This window comes from Streptomyces sp. NPDC006296, from assembly GCF_040613235.1.
Classification (GTDB): domain Bacteria; phylum Actinomycetota; class Actinomycetes; order Streptomycetales; family Streptomycetaceae; genus Streptomyces.
This window is the reverse complement of record NZ_JBEXRT010000003.1, coordinates 158,785-178,173: the sequence shown is the minus strand read 5'-3', so window position 1 is coordinate 178,173 and position 19,389 is coordinate 158,785. Positions and strand designations below refer to the sequence as shown.

General features: G+C 66.8%; 9 protein-coding genes and 1 pseudogene. All 10 read left to right on the top strand.

The window, feature by feature from the left end:
- Nucleotides 1-400: 400 nt before the first annotated feature.
- A complete protein-coding gene (locus tag ABZ172_RS03355) occupies nt 401-1,570 on the top strand; it encodes a tyrosine-type recombinase/integrase (protein ID WP_356879662.1) in 1,170 nt (389 codons plus the stop codon).
- A gap of 316 nt (nt 1,571-1,886) precedes the next feature.
- The gene (locus tag ABZ172_RS03350; protein ID WP_356879660.1) at nt 1,887-3,191 is read left to right on the top strand and encodes an alpha/beta hydrolase; all 1,305 of its coding nucleotides are present in this window, start codon (nt 1,887-1,889) and stop codon (nt 3,189-3,191) included.
- A 35-nt stretch (nt 3,192-3,226) separates the two neighbouring features.
- Complete coding sequence (locus tag ABZ172_RS03345; protein WP_356879658.1) at nt 3,227-4,264, top strand: trypsin-like peptidase domain-containing protein; 1,038 nt, start codon at nt 3,227-3,229, stop codon at nt 4,262-4,264.
- Between the two features lie 4 nt (nt 4,265-4,268).
- Nucleotides 4,269-5,363: an effector-associated domain EAD1-containing protein gene (locus tag ABZ172_RS03340; RefSeq protein ID WP_356879656.1), complete on the top strand. Its 1,095-nt coding sequence runs from the start codon at nt 4,269-4,271 to the stop codon at nt 5,361-5,363.
- Between the two features lie 25 nt (nt 5,364-5,388).
- Nucleotides 5,389-9,762, top strand: a complete 4,374-nt coding sequence (locus ABZ172_RS03335; protein ID WP_356879654.1) for an AAA family ATPase — start codon at nt 5,389-5,391, stop codon at nt 9,760-9,762.
- A gap of 299 nt (nt 9,763-10,061) precedes the next feature.
- Nucleotides 10,062-14,474, top strand: a complete 4,413-nt coding sequence (locus ABZ172_RS03330) for a hypothetical protein (RefSeq protein WP_356879652.1) — start codon at nt 10,062-10,064, stop codon at nt 14,472-14,474.
- 371 nt (nt 14,475-14,845) lie between these two features.
- A pseudogene (locus ABZ172_RS03325) lies at nt 14,846-15,040 on the top strand (class I SAM-dependent methyltransferase); the annotation flags it as partial.
- Nucleotides 15,041-15,143: 103 nt separating this feature from the next.
- Nucleotides 15,144-15,353, top strand: coding sequence for a hypothetical protein (locus ABZ172_RS03320; protein ID WP_356879833.1), 210 nt, complete (start codon nt 15,144-15,146; stop codon nt 15,351-15,353).
- Nucleotides 15,354-17,449: 2,096 nt separating this feature from the next.
- The gene (locus ABZ172_RS03315) at nt 17,450-17,992 is read left to right on the top strand and encodes an SLATT domain-containing protein (RefSeq protein WP_356879650.1); all 543 of its coding nucleotides are present in this window, start codon (nt 17,450-17,452) and stop codon (nt 17,990-17,992) included.
- Nucleotides 17,993-17,994: 2 nt separating this feature from the next.
- Nucleotides 17,995-19,308: a nucleotidyltransferase gene (locus tag ABZ172_RS03310; RefSeq protein ID WP_356879648.1), complete on the top strand. Its 1,314-nt coding sequence runs from the start codon at nt 17,995-17,997 to the stop codon at nt 19,306-19,308.
- The last annotated feature ends 81 nt before the right edge of the window (nt 19,309-19,389 follow it).

Here is a 19,389-nt window from a genome sequence, read left to right as displayed (position 1 = left end):
TCCCGACCGGGAGTGGAAGCTCCTGCACGGCGGTACTGTCGCCGGCACGATCACCGTCGATCGAGGCGGGGGAGCGGGCGAGGCCCCTGACGGTGCCCGGTGAAGCGTCGGGAAAGTCGGCAAGTGGTGGGCATCAGTCCTGAGGGACCTGGAGAGCCGCCCGTGCCGTGCGAACCGTTGTAGAGTATGAAAATAGCACTTGACCTGCAAAAACGCAGGCAGGGAGCCTATGTCCAGGAGTACCTCAATGCTGCGAACGATATTCAAGTCCAAGATCTGACTATTTGGCGTTGCCTCAGGTCAGGGGCATCATGTGCCCCCCTCAGGTCAGCAAACGGTCAGCATGCGTCCGCATGGTGTCCGCGCTTGCTGACCATCGACCCGCAGTAGGCGCCTGAGCATGATTCTTGGGCTGGATCGGATGGTTCGCGACATGGCCCGACAGCTCGCCCGCGGCATGGGCTCGTTTTTCAAGGACTGCGGCTGCGCCAAGCCCACCCGCTGTCCCCACCCGTACTCGATCCGTTTCCGCGACGCCCTCGGTAAGCAGCGCGAGGAGTGCGGATACGACACGCAGGACGACGCGATCGAGCGCCTCACGCAGCTGTACGCGGAGAAGAAGACCACGACACCGTCCGTGGCGGCGGCCCGGCGCGAGCTGGGTCAGTTGACGGTCGAGGAGTACGCGAAGCAGTGGCGGCCCCGGCAGCGCAGGATGGCGGACTACTCCACCGGCTGGCACGTCGACAGCTCGATCAACGTGCACATCGTTCCTCGCATGGGGGCAAGGAAGCTGAATTCGGTCACGCCGATGGTGGTCGAGCGCTTTCTTGACGAGATGGAGGGCGATGGGGTCGGGCGGGGCAACCAGGTGAACATATTCCGGGTTCTCAAGACCATCCTGCGGGACGCGTACGCCAAGGGGGCCATGGCGGACGACCCGGTGAAGGGTGTCCAGGAGCCGGAGTACGTGCGTGAGCAGGTGGCCATTCCTTCGCTCAGCTATGTGAAGCAGGCTTTGGCGGTTGCCGATGCGGACCTTGCGCTGGAGATCGTGATGATGGCGGGATGCGGGCTCCGGAATGGCGAGGCGCGGGCGGTGAACGTCAACAACGTCGTGGCCAAGGACGTGTACCGGGTCGACGAGCAGATCCATTCCAATACGCACAAGCCGACGAAGCTGAAGCACCGGAAGACGGGGGAGTTCCGCGAGGTGCCTCTGCCCCGATCGGTCCATGAGGCGATCGAGCGCTACGCGGAGAAGTACGGCACAACAGGGGACGGATACCTGCTGCGAGGTCCCAGTGGCTGCTACACGGAGCCGATGGAGCGGCGGCGCGTGAAGCGACTCTTCGAGAACCTCCCGCCAGAGCAAGGTGTGGGGATGTACGGCTTCCGGCACTACTTCGCCTCGAACGCTCTCGGCAACGGCATCCCCATCACCGACGTCGCGGAATGGATGGGCCACAAGTCCATCGAAGAGACGTACCGCACCTACCGGCACCTGATGCCGGGCAGCATCACCAAGGCTGCCCGGATCCTGGACGCCGGCCTCTGGGAAGCGGCCTGATTTCACCGTTTCGGGAGCACAGCAGGTTCTTCGTCTGCTTGGTAGTACACACAGGGCGGCCGCGTTGATCTGCGGAAACGACAGTCCTAGCGGTAATGGCCGCCGCCTTGGTCCGGACATGGTCCGGATCTCGCTCGACGCCATGCCCGAAGTGCCCGGCACCCCGTCGCAGCCTGACGCTGAGGAGTCGCCCGCCTGGCGGGCGGGGTGTGTGTGGGGACCGCGTTCGGGGCTTGCTTCGTCATCCCGCGCCCTATGATGCGTGTGGGGGACCAGGGGGTCCTGTCGGCTGGTTGCTGTCCTTGGGGGTGGGGGAGTGGAGGACTGGGGGCCGCTCGTGTCGGTGGTCACGCATGTCTGGCCGAAGGCGGGCGACTTCTTGCGCGGTACGGAGCTCGAGCGCTTCGAGGCTCGGGCGCTGGTGGCGCTGCGTGCACTGGACGCCGCGCGGGACACGTCCGGTGAGGGGTTCGAGTTGGCGGAGAACGAGGCCATTCACGCCGCGGCGCGTGAAGTGGTGGCGGTCTTCGAGGCACACGAGCCGCTTGGTGACCTGCTGGCCGCGGAGTTCGACGCTCTGCTGGAGCGTCAGGAACGGTTCGGGCCGGCACCTCCGCCCCCGGACTGGGTTCCATGGCAGCGTGCCCTGCTGGTGCCCGTTCTCTACGCCACGGACCGGGCAACCGCCCCGGGACAGAGCGGCTTCAGTTCGGAGCGCGGCCCATTGGCCTACGGTGAGCTCCGCGTCAGCATCCCCGATGACCACCGCATGGGAGCCGCGGAGAAACCGCGCCTGTGGCGGCTACGGTTCCGCGATGACCCCGCCAGGGTGGCGACGCTCGGCGCGGTGACGACGTCGACCGCGCACGAGTTCGCCCAACTCGCCCGTACGCGCTTCGCGAAGGTCGAGGACGGACAGGCCTTGGTGTTCATCCACGGGTACAACGTGACCTTTCCCGACGCGGCGATCCGCGCCGCGCAGATCGCCTACGACCTGAACTTCACCGGTGTCCCCATCCTTTACAGCTGGCCGTCCAAGGGCGCCGTGCGTGGCTACGTCACAGACGAGAACTCCGTCAGCCGTTCGGTGCCGTACTTCCAGGATTTCCTGCGGCACGTGCTGACCGAGACGGGCGTGAGCGAGGTGCACATCGTCGCGCACAGCATGGGCAACAGGCTGCTCACCGAAGCCCTCGCCGACCTCGACACCACGACCCTGCCCGAGGGCTCCGGCAGGGTCGGCCAGGTGATCTTTGCGGCACCCGACGTCGACGCCGAGTCGTTCCGGCAGCGGCTGCCCCGGATCGTCCGGCAGGCAAAGGGCTGCACACTCTACGCCTCCTCCGCCGACCGCGCGCTGGCTGTCTCGAGTTCACTGGCCGCAGCCCCGCGGGCGGGTCAGTCCGGGGCGGGGATCATCGTGGCCCCGGGGCTCGACACGATTGACGCCACCGCACTCGACACCGGGCTGATGAGCCACGCGTACGTGGGCGACCACCGATCCGTCCTCGCCGACGTGCACGGGTTGCTGCGGCGGTCACTTCCGCCGTCCCAGCGCTTCGGGCTGGTGTCCGTGCCGCACACGGACGGGTCCTACTGGTCCTTCCAGCCGCAGAAGTGACGGGCGCGCAGGCTCCGTTCGACAAGGTGACAACGATGACGCATTTTCTGGACAGCCTCCCCTTCGACTGGAGCGACCCTGGTGCACGCGAACTGCGTGACCTGCTCGCCTCCTTCTACGACGATCCGGCCGCGGTGAAGGCAATGGCACGGGAGGCGGGCGTCGCCACCCAGCACGTGCCGTGGCAGCAGCCGATCTACGGGGTCTGGTTCGATCTCATCGCCGTCGCGCGCAACCAGGGCAAGCTGAGGGCTTTGCTCGCTCGGATTCAGGATGGACCGGACCTCGCCGTTACGGAGCGCCTCAAGGAGCTGACGGAGGGCCGACCGGTTCTCGAGGCTCCGGAGCCGGAGTCCCCGTCGGGCGCTTGGAAGCACTTCACCGATCCGGATTCCCTGGAGCGGCAGATCTTCTCCCGTAGCACGTTCCAGGACGTGGCTTTCCTCAGACGGGGAATGGAACAGGCTACGGCGGTCTGCCGGCTGCGCGTGACGGACAGCCAGGGGCAGCCCTACTACGGCACCGCGTTCCGGGTGGGCGACGACCTACTTATGACCAACCATCACGTACTGCACGATCGGGACGGCAGCCCCATGGTCCAGGCCGAGGCATGGTTCGGATACGAGCAGGACCTGGACGGACGCGATCTGGCGCACGTCACCGTGGCCTGCGATCCAGACTCCGTCATCGGCGACGCCAAGGATGACTGGGCGGTGATCAGAGTGGCCGAGCCGATGCCCGAGGGGGCGGTCGTCGTGCAGCTGCCCGAGCGCGTGAACGTGGAGGCCGGTGACCGCGTCTACATTATCCAGCACCCCCACGGCGGGGTGAAGAAACTGGCCGCACGGCACAACGTGGTTCGGCTTGCCGACGACCACGTTGTGCAGTACTGGACCGATACCGAACGAGGGTCATCGGGGGCGCCCGTTTTCGACGAGCGGTGGAGGCTCGTCGCGCTCCACCGTCGTTACGCAAGGACCGGCAAGCTGAGCGAGCCTGTACCCGAGTACCGAAACGAGGGCGTCAGGATCGAGCGGGTCGTCGCGGGCATGGCGAACGCGGGGCTGAGGTGAGACTGTGACATTTCTGCTCGACCGCACGGATTTCCGCCTCGATGATCCGCAGGCCAAGGAGCTGCTGGGCGTGCTGCTCAAGGTCCACGACGTCGAGGACGCCGTCAAGCGCTTCGTCAAGACCGCCGGCATGCTGCCGGCGGCCATCGAGTGGAGCGGCCCGATGACCGACATCTGGCCGCGGGTGCTGGAGCATGCCGCCGCTGCGGGCAGGTTGAGGACGCTGGTCCAGATCGTCTCATTGGACGCCAACAGCACTGCCTACGGCATCTTCAAGGTGCTTCTCACGCAGGAGCCCCCCGCGGGGTACGCCGATCCGTGCGCGGCGCTGCTGCTCGGCTCCGGCCTGCCGAGGGCGTTCATCAACCGTCGGGATCTGCGCGAGAAGCTGCGCCAGATGCTCGATGCGCAGAGCGGCCGCGTGCTGATCGTCGACGGCGCTCGCAAATCCGGCAAGACGTGGACCTGGTTCCTGCTCTGCCATGTTCTCCACGGGCAAGGCATCAAGCCGTACAAGATCGACTTCTCGACCTACGCAGAGCCCGTCGAGGTGCGTGACATCGTCGCCGAACTCAGCGACCAGATCGGTTGGGACCTTGGACGGGGCGATGCCTTTGCCACGGAGGACGCTCAGGTCAGGCGGGTGGTGAACCTCGCGAAGCAGTACATGCGGACGTCGCGGGAGGACCTCTGGCTGGTCTTCGACGGCCTGGTCAGGACAGCGCTGACCCCGCAGGCCCTGCGGCTGGTGGAGAGCCTCGCAGAGGCCGTGGCCAACGGAGAGATGGGCGAGCGGCTGAGCATGGTTCTCATCGCCTATGGCGGGAAGCTTCCGCCATCGGTCGATCCGTACGTGTGGCGCACCCGCCTGACACCGATCGGCATCCATGACCTGCGCGAGTTCTTCTGCGCGATCGCGGTGAGCGCCGGAGCCCAGATGGCCCAGGAGGTCGCCGACCTCATGGTGTCGGACGTGCTCCGCGAGACCGTCGGCGACGATCACGACCGCGACGCGCCCCTGCCGTTGGACAAGGTCTCCGCGGCGGCGGCGTTCCGCGGCCGGCAGTTGTATGAGAGGTACGGAGGAAGCGGTGTCTGAGTCCTCGCCGGCGCGGGAGCTCACCTTGCGCGACATCCTGCACCTCCTGCAGGAAGCCCCCGCGCTCAGCGGCGTCCTGCAGGTGCCCGGCGACGTCTCGGCTGAGCGGTGGGCCCTGCGGGAGAAGACCGCCCTGCTGGGCGCCTTCGACGCGGCAGAACTGGAAGAACAGGGGGCCCAGGAGAGCGCCGAGGCGGCGGTGCTGCGAGAGTTCCTCATCCACGACTGCGACAGGGCCCATACCCGCCGAGGCCGGCGCTGGAGGCTGGTCCCGGACGTGCGCACGGCGACCCTGGAGCGCCTGCGAACCCCGGACAACCTGCTGACGGCGATGCGCTCGGGCGTCCCGGCCGGGCATGACACCGCCCGGGACCACGCGGAGCAGTTGCTGACGGGCACCGCGCTGCTCCCCGACGAGCTGAGCCCCGAAGACCTGCACGCCGTCCTCACTCTCGTCCGCTGGTTCGACGACGCGCCGGGCGCCCGCGCCGCCCTTGCCGAGCACACCGTCACGCTGCCCGACCCGGACGACCTCGCGCGGCAGATCGAACTGGTAAGGCTCCTGCAGCCTCTGGAGGCGCTCGCCGATCCGACGTTCTGCGGGCGCGAGGCGGAACTCGACGTCCTGGCCGCGTACACCCACGCGGGTGACTCGCGCGCCGATGGAGAGCGCGGCTGGCTGATGATCCACGGTCCTGGGGGAGTGGGGAAGTCCTCACTGGTGGCTCGGTTCGCGCTCCACCACATCGACCGGGCACGGCCTGCGCAGGGACTGCTCTTCGTCCACCTTCCCTTCGACCGCACGGACCTGGTGCCGGAGCAACCACTTACGCTGCTCAGCGAAGCCGTGCGCCAGTTGCAGGTGCTCGTACCCGAGCTCGACGGAAAAGTGGTGCGTGCACTGGAGCACGTCCTGCTCACCACGCTCCACGCAGACACCAGGGCCGAGAGCGAACAAAGGGGCAGCAAGGGCTCGAGGTCGGGGCGAGCCCGCGACGAGCGAACCATCGCAGAGATGTTCCGCCGCCTGCTGGCAACGGCCTCGCCGGACGGCCGGCCGATTCTGTTGTTCCTCGATACGTTCGAGCACGTACAGCGCAAAGGGCCACTCGCGGTGGCCCGTCTTCTGGACTTCCTCGAAATGCTCCAGGACGCCTGCCCGCGGCTACGGATCGTCGGTGCCGGCCGGGCACCGATCGAGGACCGAAGGTTCACGGAACTGCCCCTTGAAGGCTTCGACCCCGCCACTGCTCTGGCCTTCCTGCGCCGTCTATTGCCCGGTGACGGCCAGGAGTACGAGGCGGCACTGCACGCCATCACGCAGACTGTCGGATCGGATCCGCTCAGCCTGAAGCTCGCCGCCGACCTGTTCCGCAGGGAAGGGCCGCAGGCACTGCGCGACCCCGCGTTGCGCCGCCTGGTCCAGCTGCGCCTCCGGCCCGAAGAACGCCAAGGGGTTCTGTACCGGCGCATCCTGGATCATCTGGAGAACCGGGACCTGCGCCGCATCGCCAGTCCAGGACTCACCGTGCGCCGAGTGACGCCGGATGTCATCCGCAAGGTGCTTGCGGCACCCTGCGGCCTGGGTCGCGTCGACGAGCGACGGGCCCGCGTGTTGTTCCATCAACTCCGCGACGAAGCTGCGCTGGTTGCGGACGTGCCGGGCCAGGAAGCCGTCGTCCACCGCGCCGATGTACGCCGCGTGATGCTGCCGATGCTGCGCGGCGACGCGGGCAAGGTCGTCAGAAGCATCCAGCGCAAAGCGGTCAGCTACTACGTCACGCAGGGCGAGACCGACCCCGCCAACGCGGCTGAGCACCGGGCGGAGGAGCTTTATCACCGGCTGTGTCTCGCCCAGTCGCCCAAGACCCTCGACAGCCGGTGGCTGCCCGCAACAGGCCCGCTGCTGGAATCCGCACTGGACGAACTGCCCGCTCGCAGCCGGGTGTACCTCTCCGAACGCCTTGGCCTCACTGTCGCACCCGACCTGCTGCGCCAGGCAGACGACGAGACGTGGAGGCGCCAGGCGTTGCGCACGTGTACCGAACGACTGGCCGATGGCCGTGCCGACGCCGCGCTGGACCTGCTGGACCAGCGCCTGGACCAGGTGAGCGAGGACGCGCGGCTGTCCGCGCTGCGCATCCGGGCCCTGGCCGCAGCCGACCGTACAGACGAAGCCCTGGCCATGGTCGAGCCGGTGCTGGAACTCGCCTCAAGCGCCTCCGACACCGAGACCTTCGTGGAGATTGCCGTGTGCGGCGCACGCATCGAGGAGGACCTCGGACGTTTCCGTGCCGCACTGGCCCTGCTTGGCCAGGCGCGCAACGCGGCAGAGTCCTCGGCCCTCGGCGACGTACGGATGCTCACCGTGGCCGTGGCCGAACTGCGGTTGCACCGGCGACAGGACAGCGCGGACATGCCCGAGGTCGCGCAACTGCGCGCCGAAGTGGTGGAACGCGTCGCCCGTCTCGGCTCGCGTGAGCGCGCCCGGCATCCCGCGCTCGTGCGCGAACTGGCCGCAGAGGTCGGTGACCAGATGCCGGAACTGGTATCGGAGGCGGCCCGCCTTCTCGGAGTGGACGTCGACGGTTCCGCCGGGCAGGTGCTCCGCGCGTCGCTCAGCGACGTCGAGGTGCGCGACCTGGAGGAGACGGCGCGGATGGGCAGGCGGATGCCTCACACCTCCGAAGACAGGCCTCGCGATGCTGGCACCTTCGGCGAGGACCCCGATAACTGGCTGGTGGGGCACAACAGTGTCGCTCGGGGCGAGACCGTCAGCGAGTACGTCGAGAGCGAGGCCGAGCACCGCCTGTCCTGGAACCACGCATTGGTCAACACCTACCAGTACGAGGTCGACCAGGCGCAATTCGCACGGACCGGTTCGATCCGTCGTCCCGGCTCACCGCCCCTCGGAAACCTGCCCACAGCGGACGCGGTTGTCGTTGTGCCCGGATTCATGGGCAGTGTTCTGGTGGACGCCCACACCGGCGAGAGAGTTTGGGGCCACGAGTCCCCGACCGGCTTCGCCCACGCCTGGATGCGCGGCGGGGGCGACGCCCTACGGCTTACGGAAGACGAGCTACAGGGCGACCATCGCCGCGTACGCGCAGTCTCCCTGCTGCGCACCCCCGCCTGGGCTCCCCTGCTGGGTGCCATCGAGCCATACGGACGCTTGCTGCAGGCCATCCGTCACCATGTCGCACATCCCGATGCCGTACTCGAGTTCCCCTACGATTGGCGACTGCCGGCAGAGCACAATGCCCGTCTCCTGGCCCAGGCAGCCGCGCGGCACCTGCAACGCTGGCGCACTCATCCGGCGGTGCCACAGGCACGCCGGGACATGGCCGACGACCGCGAGCCCCGTCTCGTATTCATCGCGCATTCGTCGGGCGGACTCGTCACCTGTACGGCGGTGGACCGAGACTCCTGGCTCGCGGAGAACACCCGGACCATCATGTGCCTCGGAACGCCCTTCCGTGGTACTCCCAAGGCTGTGGAGATGCTGAGCTCGCCGTCCGGGGAGGTATCTCTGCCCCACCGTCGTATGCGGGAACTGTTGCGCACCCTGCCGGGGTTCTACGACCTGCTGCCCGACTACCGCTGCGTCGAGGACCATGGCCGCCTACGGCGCCTGGAACTCGGCGACGTGGACGTCCTGGGGGGTGACACCGCGCTTGCGGCGCAGGCGATGCACACCCGGCGCACCACGGACCTGGCCGCTCTGCGGCCCCGCATTCGCGCGGTGGTGGGTATCGGACAGCCGACTGTGCAAAGCGTGGACGTCACGTACGGCGACCTCCGCCCGCTCGAAACCACTCCCAGGTTGTCGAGTGATGGGAAGCAGGTGCGTGACAGCCGGGGAACGGTTCTGCGGTGGGACTCGGGAGGAGACGGCCTCGTGCCCAGGGGCTCTGCCGGCTCGCCGCGTGCCGACTGCTTTGTTCAGATCCGGCACGGGTCGCTCATCGTGGAGAACGTGGTGGCAAGGTACGTGGAAGCCCTGCTACTGCAAGACGACTATCTCGGCCAGGAACCGCTCTCGGCGGAAACCGCTCTCGGCTCGAAGGGGCCTGGCTCCGTGCGTTCTCTGCCCGCCGAAGGCGGGATCGGGCTGCCGTCCCAAGACGGCATCTCCCTGTTTCTGCCCGAGGTCGTGGAAGCGGGACAGCCCTGCCGGATTCGGGTCCACGGAGCCCTGGCACAGGCCCGCGCGCGCTGCACTCTCGTAGCCGACGGCCCTCCGGACTACGCCGCCAACGTTCCGCTGCACCCAGACGGCAAGCACCTTTGGATGCGGATCACCTTTCCGGAACCAGGGGCGTACCGTGTCTCGGTAGAAGACGTTAGTCAGTCCGCGAGCTGCCTGGTCTTCGTCGTGTTGCCGGACGCAAGCGATTGAGGGTCAGGCGAGACCGCGGCCGCGCGAGCCGAAGTGCCCGGCTGGCGGCGGCGTGGCAGGGCGAGCCTGGCGAGGCCGATGCCCCGGTATGCAGGCTGAGTTCCGACGTGCCGCAGCTGGGCGCCCGGTGGACAGTAGCGGTGTGCCGGAGAGGAGATGGTCCATCGCGGCGAGCCCTGCGGGCTGATCCGGAGTTTTGGTCCGTGACTGGTCCGGAAGCGCTGGGCAGGAGTGGAACACTGGTTGTTGGCTTCTGCGGGTGAGGAGTCTGCTGTCGTGTCCTGGGGAAGTGATGCGCAATGGGGTTGTCCGGTGGGCCGGCAGACAAGGCAGGTAACCGGTACGAGGACTGGTGGACCGCGCTGAGGGTGGCGGAGATCCTTCGTGGAGAAGCCTCCCGGATTCGCCTTGAGCCTCCAGGACAGGCTGGCGAAGGCATTGAGTTTGAGATCGAGGCCAACGACGGTGCCTGGTGCGACCAAGTAAAGGACGTGCCGTCCAAGGGACCCTGGAAGTTGCGAGCGACAGGAACGATTCTCAAGGCCGTCGTAGGTCATCTTGCGGCCGGTAAGAAGGTGAGACTCGTACTGTCGACTGGCTCGCCCGAACTGCGCGACCTTGCTGACCGTGCCAGGGCCGCTGTCACGCTCGCTGAGTTCGAAGGGATTCTCACCAAGGCCCAGGGGGCTGACTTCACGACTGTGCTCGGTATCTGGACTGGCGATGGCGAGCCCACAACCCGGGACACCGCCTGGCGGTACCTGCAGTGTGTGTACGTGGAGCACTACACGCCAGAGAACCTGCGACGGCTGGTCCACCTCACGTATGAGCAATTGTTCGTAGGTGCTCCGGAGGCCATCGTCAGGCAGCTGAGTGGATATCTGGATGATCACTTGCATCAGTGGCTCACCGGTCCCACGATCCGCAGCCACTTGCTCTCTCTTGACGGGATCCGACCCCGTCGGTTGACCGGAGACAGCAATACGCTCAACGTCCTGGCAGACACCGCAGACAGGTTCCTGCGACGCGTGCGCCGTAGCACGCCCACCTTCGGATTGGCCGCGCGTCCTCACGTCGACCAGCTTTGCGACCGGCTAATGGTCGAAGGCGGTCCGCAGATGGTGCTGTGCGAGGGCCAGGCGGGCTCGGGTAAATCGACGGTCGCTGCGGACGTACTGGATCGGCTTGCAAGCCAGGGGTGGCCAGTCGCTGCCGTCCGTATGGACTCAGCCGACCCGACGGTGCAAACAGCAAGAGACCTCGGCGTCAAGATGAACCTGCAGGACTCACCGGGGATCTTGCTGCCTGGAGTCGCAGGCGGAGGGCCGGCGCTCCTCGTCATCGACCAACTGGACGCTGTCAGCCTGTACAGCGGTCGCATGTCAGATGCTTTCGAGGCTCTGGAGGATGTTCTCGCCCAGCTCTCGGTCACGCCGAACGTCAAAGTGCTCTTGGTGGCCCGCACCGTCGACATCGACCAGGACAGCAGGCTCAGGGGGCTGACTGCCGACACTGCGCGAGCGACGAGATTCCTGGTCGGAGAACTGGCCGAGGAGTCGGTGCGAGCCATCCTCGCCGCAGGTGGGAATGATCCCGACCGCCTCCGCCCGGTGACGCTGGAGCTGCTACGCACCCCCCTGCACCTGGCGGTCTTCGGCAATCTCTCCCCTGCAGCCCGTGCAGTGCCCTACCGGACTTTGCAGCAGCTTTACGACGGCTACACCAACGAGGTACGCGAACGTATCGAAGGGCAGATCGGACAACTCGACTGGAAAGGGATCACGGGCACCCTGTGCGCCTCCATGAGTGAACAGGAGAGCCTGCAAGCACCGCTTGCCCTCCTTGACGGCTATCCGATGAAGGAAGTCCGGGCGCTGGAGTCGCAGGGAGTTCTTGTCAGCGACGAGGAACGTACCGGGTTCTTCCACGAGACCTATTTCGACTACCTCTTCGCCCGGTCCTTCCTCGCTACGGGAAGGGACGTCCACGACTTCCTGGCCGACTCCGGACAGCACCTCTTTCGGCGAGCACAGACCCGCCAGATCCTCGAGCACCTTGCCGGCACAGACCCCGATCGGTTCCGTGAGACCACAGTGCGGCTACTCGGCTCCACCCGGATCCGCTCGCACCTGCACGACGTGATTACCGTCGTCCTTGGTCAGCTGGACGCCACCCCGGCGGACTGGCTGGCCGTCGAGCCGTTCGCCTGGGGCGCAAGCCCGGTGGCGCGCAAGGTACGCCGCTTGCTTGCGCTGCCATCCTGGTTCGATGCCGCAGACCAAGGCGACAGGTGGGAACGCTGGCTGGGCGCCGCTGAATCCGTCGACGCCGCGTTTACGGAACTGCTCGTCGCCGCACGGCACAGGCCAGAGAGAGCAGCAGAGCTGGTACGTCCCCACATCGGCACTACGCCCGAATGGAGACAGCGCATCCTCGCACTCGTGGAATGGTCACTCACTCCAGGGCTGGTTGACCTGGTCGTTGACTTGATCCATAGAGGGCAGGTCGATGAGGCGCGCGGACCTATCGCGAGTAACAGCGACTTCTGGTCTCTGCTCTACGCCTTTGCTGAGACCGATCCTGGTCCGGCAGCCAGACTTGTGGGCGCCTACCTCGATCGGGCACTGGCCCGAGCGCTCGATGACGGCATCAACGCTCTGTTCTCCGACGAGTACCTCTCGGCTCATTCTCAGACCGCTTCCACCGTCCTGTCGCGGATCGCAGAGGCCGCACCCAAGGCATACACGGACAACGTCCTGCCTTTCGTCATCAGCACCGCCGAATCCGCCCATGCCTCCGCCGAACACTCAGGCAGCCGCTGGACGTATCGACGCCTGGGCGGTGGAGGCGTTGACGCAGAACTACTCTCCGCCCTTGACAGCGCGTTGCGTGCCCTGCCAGCCTCCGACTCGACTGCCGCAGCCGACACCCTGTCGAAACTGAGCAGGTCCACAAGTGAAATCGCACGCTTCCTCACCTGTCGCCTTCACACCGCCCGAGACGCGACCGACGAGGCGATTACCTGGCTCTACAGTGACCACCGGAACCTCAGACTGGGCTGGGTGGACAGTCCCCGCTGGGCATCCCGCGAACTCATCGAGGCTGCCACACCCCACTGCACCGACGGGGCTCTCGATCACCTGACCGAAGTACTTCTTGGGTACTACCCGCAAACGGAGCGTCGACGGGAGAAGGGTTGGCCCAGCCGGTGGGGCTGGGCGCAGTACGAACTGCTGTCAGCCATCAGTCCCGCTCGACGCAGCGACAAGGCCCGGCGGAGGCTCGACGAGCTGGAACGGAAGTTTCCTGGCGTTGCCCCAACCCCGCCCTCGGAGATCGCCACCGCGTGGAGCGCCTCTCCAATCAGCGACCGCGCGGCAGAGCGCATGACCGACGAACAATGGCGCCGAGCCCTGGACAAATACGCCCGACCTCAGCCTGATCGCTTCTGGCCACCCCGGGGCGGCGCACACGAGCTCGCCAGCACGCTCGGCACCCGAGCAGGGCAAGAGCCCTCACGCTTCGCCGCCTTTGCCCTCACCCTCGGCTCCGACGCGCCCGGAGCGTACCTGTGCGCGATCGTGCAAGCAGCTGCGCCCCATCTGGGCACGGACACATGGGAAAGACTGGTCCTCCATACCCACCAGACCGTCGGCCAAGAAGCCGCCTTCACTGTCTGCCGCGCCCTGCAGGCCACCCCGGACCGCTATACCTCCGCCCTGCTCCCCGTACTCACAAGCTACGCAACGGCCTTCCAACCGGAACGCGACACCCGAGAGCCGGACGACGAGGGCACGCGCACCGATCTGCTGACCGCCGGCCTGAACTCCACCCGCGGCCAAGCCGCACTCACATGTGCAGCGCTCCTGTTCCACGACGCCCACCACGTGCCCGAGCTGAGCCCCCTCATCCTCCGGCTCGCCACCGACCCCACACTCGCCGTCCGTGTCTGCGCCGCCGAAGCCGTCCGCGCCCTGATGAACCACGATCCCCAGACCGCGCTGGACACAGCCGATCAGCTGATGACACATCAGGACCGAAATGTCCACAACGCGCATACAACTGAACGTCTACTCATCCACGCCCTGGCCCGCGACCCCTCGCGGTTCGCCCCCCATCTTCGCGACGCCCTCGACGCTCCACAGCAGATCGCCGAACTTGCAGGGCAAACGTGGGCCGTGGCGGCACTCCAAGGAAACCTCACACCGGACCTGCCCGCCACCGTGCTGCAGCTGAACACCGCAGCCCGCCGCGGCGCGGCCACGATCTTCGCCGGCAACCCCGAGCACTACACGCGACTACTGCCCCTATTCGAGGACGATGACCAAGACGTCCGCAAGAACGCCTCGGCCGTGATGAGACACGCCTTCGACTTGCTGCCGTCCCAAGCAAGCGAGCTCGTGCAGGCATTCGTCGCCAGCGAGGCGTTCGCAGACAACCTAGGGCACCTCGCCTTCGCACTCCACGACCCGACCGGCCCCCTGCCGCCGGCGGCACTGGACGCCTGTGAGCACATCATCGGCCAGGCAGGCACCAGCTTGTCCGACATCCGAACCCGTCACGCAGTTCACGGCCACTACGTCGTCACGGCAGTCATACGCCTGTACCGACAAAGCCCAAGTTCCATGCGCACCCGCTGCCTGGACATCATCGACAGTCTCTCCCGCGCTGACGTTCAAGGTCTCCACGCAGCCTTGGAGGGCGAGCGCTGACTCCAGTGTCGGGCGACGCAGCGCCATCGGGTACACCGGGCAGCCCTGGTCCGGGATTGTTCTGCGATCCCGCTGACCCGCTGGCGCCCGCGGCCTCGTCGCCCCTCGACCCAGCGGCGTGGCGAAATTCGCGGTGGCCGCCTCTGCGGCTGTTCTAGCCTGCCGGTCATCCGACCAACGAAGGAGACCCAAGGTGTCCAGCTTCCGGCGCGTACGCCCAGAGATTCTGGCCTTCTACGATCAGTCCGACGAGGCCGGGCGGCTTCACTCGACGGCCATGGGGATGCTCGAACTGGAGTGCACCCAGGGGCTGTTACGCCCATACCTCCCACCTCCCTCCGCGAGGATCCTCGACGTCGGCGGCGGCCCCGGTGCCCACGCGCGTTGGCTCGTTGAAGACGGCCACAGTGCACCTCGTAGACCCGGTCGCCAAGCACATCACGCAGGCCAACGAGATTCCTGGGGTCACCGTCGAACTGGGCGACGCACGGAGCCTGACTGCGAAGGACGCCTCCTTCGACGCCGCCCTCCTCCTGGGACCGCTCTACCACCTGCACGAGCAGGCGGACCGGCTCGCGGCCCTGCGCGAGGCCCGACGCGTCCTCCGGCCGGACGGTCTCCTCGTGGGCCGTGATCAGCCGCTACAGCCACTTGCTCGACTGCATCGCGATGACCAATATCACCGAGCGGCACACCCAGGAAGGCGTCCGCGGCACTCTCGACGAGGGCCGGTACTCCGGGTCCCGCGGGTTCACCCATGCCTACTTCCAGACCTCCGCCGAGCTCCGCGAAGAGCTGACGGCGGTAGGCTTGGCCGACCACACCGTCTACGGGGTGGAGGGCCCGGGCTGGGTGGCGGCCGCTGCTCGAGGCGGGTGATGGTGGCTTGCAGCTCGGCAATGTCCGCGCTTGCGCCCAGGCCGGCTTCGCGCCATGCCTGCCGCCCGAGATGCTGGGACAGATGCTTCCTCAGTTGCTGTACCCGGCTGGACAGCCGGGAGGCCCGGGCGTCGGCGTTGGCGAGGTCGGCCTGCAGGGACGCAACGGTGACAGCCGACGCCGAATCCGGTGTCCGCGCGCGTGTGCTCTCGGCGTGGAGGACTTCCAGCAGGTCCCGGTGACCGTAGAGGAAGGTACGGTCGACGCACATGGTCCGGATCTTGCTCTGGAGGTGTCGGCTCGGTTCATGCTGCGACTGCAGTGCGAGCAATTGAGAGCGAGCGGGACTTGACGGCGCAGATGGTTGCCTGCCCGGATACTGGCAGATGGCGGCGCATTGTGACCTGCACCAAAGCTCCAACCACTGGGTCTTTGCCGTTGCTACGAGTTTGCGGGGCTGGATTTGCTGGGGCAGCAGGCCACGGAGATGGCCGAAGATCCAGGTGTCGACGGCGTCGGGGCAGCCGTTGCCCCAGTCCGTGGGTGGGGGTCGTGTAATTCAGCCAGGCCGTGGCACCACTGCGAGATGTTGTCGCCGTCAGCGAGATCCGTAACGGAGGTGCGCAGCTTGACCGCTTACTGAGGGATGCGGTCGCGGTCCACTGACCAGATGGCACCGATCGAGGCTCCTGCGTGGGCGATCCAATCCCGGGCCTGCCTGGCTTTGTGCAGGGGTCCATGTCCATGACCCTGCCCATGGCGTGTGGGGCCAGACTCTGCAGCGTGCCGCCCAGCAGTTTGTCGGCAGGGACTGAGGCGACAGCCTCTTCGAAGGTGATGGCCGGGTCGCCTTGGTGGGTAGCGATCAGGTTGCCGATACGGAGCACGTATTGGCTCCGAGACCGCGGGTGGGGGCGTGGGCGCGGAGGGTGCACGATGTGACTGAATCTTTCATACCGCCACTCGATGCGCGCTGGCTCGCCGGACAGACGTGGCGGCCTCGGACTGAGCACCGGGCACCACCGCGCCGCATCGTGGAATGTGGTCTGGCGCGACCGGGGCCTCGCGGGTTCCTTCGATTGGGACACCGCCAGGCCCTCAACGCGGGAGTTCGACCTGGCCTTCATGGCGTTGGCCCTGGTTTCCCTGCACGTACGAGGGTTGGCCGAGCGGACCGGCTTCACCGCCTTCGGGGACCGTTCTCGGCCGCCTGCGCCTGCTGCTCGACGCTTACGGTTCCGAGGGCGACCGCCTGCAGTTCCAAGCTGTCGTGGCGAAGCGGGCCAGAACCAACGTGGACGTCATCCGCCGTTTGGCCGCTGGCGGCGACCTGGTCTACACGGCCCTGGAGCCGGTTGCCGCCGACCTCGATCAGGTGGCCCGCGAAGTCGACCTGCTGCCCGCTTCCTTCTGGCTGCCCCCGGATCGCGGCACCACGACAACCCTCTGTCTCACAGGGCCGTCCGCACCGCCCGCACTGACACCACGGGACCCGACCGCCACAGCAGATACTGGGCGCATCGAACCTCTGGCCGGTTCCCCGGATTCCTACCGCGGCCGCGATACGACCCTGCTCATAGTGATTCGATACACTCGCCGGGCTCTTCCAGCACATAGGAGGCGCCGGCCGCCGGCGACTCGCGAGCCGTACCGTCGCACGACGCAGGGGGCTCCGGGATGGGCGCCGGCGGTGGAATCGCGACCGCGCACGCGGCACAGGCGTCGGCGAGCTGCCAGGTGCGGCCCCAGTCTTCCCGGATCAGTACCAGTTGCTCTGAGCCTCGCTCTCGCCCGGACCTGGAGCCAGGAGCTGCGCGGGGCCGCCGCGGAGAAGGAAGGCGAGCGGCTCCGCGGCATCGTGTCCACCTCTTCCCTCTACCTGCGCGAAGCAGGAGAGGGCCGCAGGGCGGGCCGGATCGAGGGCGGCCTGAACGGGAAGTAGCTCAAGTCGGTCGGCGTGTCAGTGATCGCCGCCATACTCAGAAGATGTGCAACTGACTTTCAGGCGCATGTCCAGCAGTCCTCGACCGAGTAGGAACGAATTGACACCCGAGAGCGACGCGGTGCCTGACCGCGACCCGTACCTTCTGGCGCAGATGCGAGAGGCCTTCGGGCGTGTGGTCTACAGCCACAAGACCCATGAAAAACAGGCGGACATCTGCTTCACCAAGCACCGGTGGCAGCAGGGCGTCCTCATGGCTCTCACCGCGATCAGCTCGGGCACCTTCCTGGCCGCGGTGGTCGGCCTGCTCGGCAACGCAGTGCTGACGAGCCTCGCGACCTCTTCTATTGCGCTCCTGGTCAGCTGGATGAGCCTTGGGACGAAGACCTTCAAGTTCGAGGAGGAGTCCGAGGCCCACCGCGGCATCGCCTCTCGGCTGTGGGACGTCCGAGAGTCCTACATCTCTCTCATCGCCGACCTGATGTCCGGCACCGTCTCCAACGCGGAGGGCCGAGAGCGGCGGGACGAGCTGCAGCAGGCCGCGCGCGACGCCTACGCCGCCGCGCCCAGGACGAGCAGCAGGGCGTTCGCGCGCGCCCAGGGCGGGCTGCAGAACAACGAGGAGATGACGTTCACCTCGCGCGAGATCGACCTCTTCCTCCCGGAGGCGCTCCGGCTCGGCGAACGCGAGGTATGACGATGGAGACCTCAGAGATCTTCGAAACACTGCTCAAGAACCTGAAGGTCGGGGAGACGGCCACGACGGTCGCCTCACGGCGGGACGAGATCACGAAGGCGCTCAACAAGGACTTCCGCGACAAGGACGGATGCACCGACTACAAGCTGATGGTCGGATCGTTCGGCCGGCACACCGCGATCAAGGGAGTGTCCGACCTCGACATGATCTTCATCCTCCCGCCCGGGATCCGGTCAAGCTACGAGGGGGACACCGGCCCGCGGAGAATTCTCGAGAGGGTTCGGGACGACCTCAAGGCGCGGTACAAGAACACTGAGATCCGCGTCGACCAGTGTGTCGTCCGAGTGCGGTTCACGTCCAACGCCTTCAAGTTCGAGGTCCAGCCGGCATTCGAGAACTTCGACGGCAGCTTCGACTACCCGGACACGAAGGCTGAGGGCTGGAAGGTCACCAAGCCGCGCGAGGAGATGGCCGCGACCAAGGAGTGCAACGACCGCACCTCGACGAACATGCGCCACCTCGCCCGGATGGCACGGGCCTGGAAGAACGCGAACGGCGTAAACATGGGCGGCTTGCTCATCGACACCCTCGTCTACAACTTCTTCGACCAGACCGACGACTACGACGCAGCGGGCACAGGCTCGTTCGACCTCATGGCCCGCGACTTCTTCCAATACCTCAAGGATCAGTCAGAGCAGGAGTACTACCTGGCGCTGGGCAGCCGACAGCGGGTCCACGTCAAGGCGCAGTTCCAGCCGAAGGCCAAGAAGGCGTACAACCGATGCCTCGAGGCGATTGCGGACGAAGGCAAGACGTCCGCCAACAAGAGGTGGCGCGAGGTCTTCGGCACTTCGGTGCCGCTGGCGAAGAGCGCGAGCGAGTCGTCTCGGTCGTTCAGGGACACCGAGGAGTTCATCGAGGATGATTTCCCGGTTGACGTGTCCGAGACTGTGTCCATCGACTGCGAGGTCACGCAGGCCGGGTGGCGTCCGACCTGGCTTCGCGCGATGCGTCGCGGCGGGATCCTGCTAAAGGCCGACAAGGGCTTGAGTTTCGTGGTCACCAGTTGCTCGGTCGGGGAGCCCTACACGCTGAAGTGGAAGGTGCTCAATCGTGGTCCGGAAGCCGAGCGGCGGAACGCGATTCGCGGCCAGATCGTCGACTCCAGCAAGCGGGGAGTCCGCATCGAGCACTCGGACTTCAAAGGCGAGCACGTCGTCGAGTGCTACGTAGTCAAGGACGGGGTCGTCGTCGCTCGGGACCGGATCGACGTGCCGATCGGCAACACGAGCGTCAAGAGGGCGAACGCCTTGTAGGGAACCGATCCTCGGAACGTGACGAGGCCCCGACGAATCTGCCGGGGTCTCGTCGCATTAGACGCATCGAAGGGGCCATTG